Origin of the sequence: Micromonospora sp. WMMD736 (assembly GCF_049179015.1) — a bacterium.
Lineage (GTDB): Bacteria > Actinomycetota > Actinomycetes > Mycobacteriales > Micromonosporaceae > Micromonospora.
This window is the reverse complement of record NZ_JBMHMI010000075.1, coordinates 1-2,537: the sequence shown is the minus strand read 5'-3', so window position 1 is coordinate 2,537 and position 2,537 is coordinate 1. Positions and strand designations below refer to the sequence as shown.

The 2,537-nt window shown below is 67.6% G+C and carries 4 protein-coding genes; 2 read left to right on the top strand and 2 right to left on the bottom strand.

The features are described 5' to 3' along the window. Together ACN269_RS33745 and ddaH are read right to left on the bottom strand one after the other, a co-directional pair. A partial coding sequence (locus ACN269_RS33745) for an aminotransferase class III-fold pyridoxal phosphate-dependent enzyme (RefSeq protein WP_421477250.1) occupies positions 1 to 589 on the bottom strand: 589 nt, incomplete at its 3' end. 2 nt (positions 590 to 591) lie between these two features. Further along, positions 592 to 1,455, bottom strand: coding sequence for a dimethylargininase (gene ddaH, locus ACN269_RS33740; protein ID WP_421477248.1), 864 nt, complete (start codon positions 1,453 to 1,455; stop codon positions 592 to 594). A gap of 113 nt (positions 1,456 to 1,568) precedes the next feature. On the opposite strand from ddaH, the gene ACN269_RS33735 reads away from it, so the two are divergent. Beyond that, positions 1,569 to 2,015 (top strand): Lrp/AsnC family transcriptional regulator, encoded by a 447-nt coding sequence (locus ACN269_RS33735; RefSeq protein ID WP_421477246.1) that lies wholly within the window; start codon positions 1,569 to 1,571, stop codon positions 2,013 to 2,015. Between the two features lie 47 nt (positions 2,016 to 2,062). After that, positions 2,063 to 2,537, top strand: a 475-nt coding sequence (locus ACN269_RS33730) for an FAD-dependent oxidoreductase (protein WP_421477244.1), incomplete at its 3' end; no start/stop codon positions are given.

The following is a 2,537-nucleotide window of genomic DNA, read 5'->3' as shown; positions in this document are numbered from 1 at the left end:
CCGCCACCGTGTTGTCGTCGACGGCGGCCGCGACCGCGTCGGCGTCACCGAACGGCACCGACCGGAATCCGGGGGTGAACGGACCGAAGCCGCGGCGCGCCGTCTCATCGTCGGAGAAGCTGATGATGGTGGTGGTGCGACCGTGGAAGTTGTTGTGCGCCACCACAATGTTGCTTCTGCTGTTGGGGCCCGCGGGCACTCCCTTGACATCGGCACCCCACTTGCGGGCCACCTTGATGCCGCTCTCCACCGCCTCGGCACCGCTGTTCATCGGCAGCACCATGTCCTTACCGCACAGCTCGGCCAGCGCCGCGCAGAACGGCGCCAGGCGATCGGAATGGAACGCCCGGCTGACCAGCGTCACGGAATCGAGCTGGCGATGGGCGGCGGCGGTGATCTCGGGATGGCGGTGGCCGAAGTTGACCGCCGAGTAGGCCGCCAGGCAGTCCAGGTAGCGACGGCCCTCCACATCGGTGATCCACGAGCCTTCGGCGCTGGCCGCCACCACTGGCAGCGGTGCGTAGTTGTGGGCCACGTGGCGATCGTCGAGTTCGATCGCGGCTTCCGTGGCGGTCACAGAGTCCAGGATGGTCACTGATACACCTCCAGTGTGCAGCATTTGACGGATCCGCCGCCTTTGAGCAATTCGGACAGGTCGACGCCGACCGGGCGGAATCCGGCGGCGTGCAGTTGTTCGATGAATCCGGTGGCTGCCGCGGGCAGCACCACGTGCAGCCCGTCGGACACCGCATTGAGTCCCAACACGTAGGCGTCGGCGCTGGCCACCTCGATGGCGTCAGGGAACAGCTCGGCCAGCACCGCGCGCGAGTGATCGCTGAAGGCGGGCGGGTAGTAGGCGATCGTCGTGTCATCCAGCACGGCCAGCGCGGTGTCGAGGTGGTAGAAGCGCGGATCCACCAGTTCCAGACTGACCACCGGCATCCCGACGATGGCGGCGATCTCGTCGTGGGCACGGCGTTCGGTGCGGAAGCCGAAACCCGCCAGCAGCAGCGATCCGGCCACCAGCAGGTCGCCCTGGCCTTCGTTGACGTGCCGGGTGGTCCGTGGTGGATAGCCGTTGCGGTGCATCCAGTCCGCGTAGGCGTCCGCCTCTGCGGCACGTTGGGGGTAGGCGAAGCGGGCGACCACGGCATTGCCGTTGACCACCAGGCCGCCGTTGGCGGCGTAGACCATGTCGGGCAGACCGGCCACCGAGTCGACCAGTTCCACGGTGTGCCCGAGCCCCTGGTAGGTCTGGCGCAGGGCTTCCCACTGCCGCATGGCCGCGCCTGGATCGACGACCACGTCGGGGTCCATCCACGGGTTGATGGCGTACTCCACGGCGAAGAACGTCGGCGGCGTCATGACGTAGTGACGGGTGCGTGCGGTGCGAGTCGTCTCCCGCGGCGTTGCGGCGACTTCGGGGGCCGGGGTGCCGGCGGCGAAAATCGTCATGAAACAAAGCTATGGGCGGCACTGTGCGCAATCAATCGCCAATTCTTGCGTGTACGCCCAGGATCCGTTGTGCGATCGGTAGGATTTGAGCGGTTTATTGCACAGGAGGGCGGATGGATCGGCTGGACGAGACCGATGAGCGCATTCTGGCCGAGTTGGCCGAGCATGCTCGGGCCACCTTCGCCGAGATCGGGCTGCGGGTCAATCTGTCGGCGCCGGCGGTCAAACGCCGGGTGGACCGACTGCTCGACGAAGGGGTCATCCGGGGGTTCACCACGGTGGTCGACCGCAACGCGCTGGGCTGGCACACCGAGGCCTATGTGCAGGTGTTCTGCCACGGCCGAATCGCGCCCGACGAGCTGCGGGCGGCCTGGGTGAACATTCCGGAGGTGGTCAGTGCGGCCACGGTGACCGGCACCGCCGACGCCATCCTGCACGTGCTGGCCCGCGACATGCGCCACCTGGAGAAGGCGCTGGAACGCATCCGCTCCGCGGCCGACGTCGAACGCAGCGAGAGCATCGTGGTGCTGTCCAACATCATCGAACGGGCCCGGTCCTGACCAGGGTGGCGCACACCTGTCGACGCGTCATCGTGTAAGAACGCCACGTGAGCATTTCTGGTGGCAGTTCTGCAGGCGTCGTCATCGTGGGTGGAGGGCTGGCCGCGGCCCGCACCGCCGAGCAGCTGCGGCGCGCCGAGTACCCCGGACCGGTGACTATCGTCAGCGACGAGGAGCACCTGCCCTACGACCGCCCGCCGCTGTCCAAGGAAGTATTGCGCGCCGAGGTCGACGACGTGACGCTCAAGCCCGCGGAGTTCTACGCCGAGAACAACATCACCCTGAAATTGGGTAGCGGGGCCCAGGCGCTCAATCCCGCCGCGAAGACGGTGACGCTGACCGACGGCACGGTGGTCGACTACGACGACCTGATCATCGCCACCGGGCTGGTGCCCAAGCGCATCCCGTCATTCCCGGACCTGGAGGGCATCCGGGTGCTGCGGTCGTTCGACGAGAGCCTGGCGCTGCGCAGGCAGGCGGGGTCGGCGCGCAAGGCGGTGATCGTCGGCGCCGGGTTCATCG

Coding starts and splice junctions, on each gene's coding strand:
- ACN269_RS33735 (WP_421477246.1), top strand. CDS start 1,569: ATGGATCGGCTGGACGAGACCGATGAGCGCATTCTGGCCGAGTTGGCC.
- ddaH (WP_421477248.1), bottom strand. CDS start 1,455: ATGACGATTTTCGCCGCCGGCACCCCGGCCCCCGAAGTCGCCGCAACG.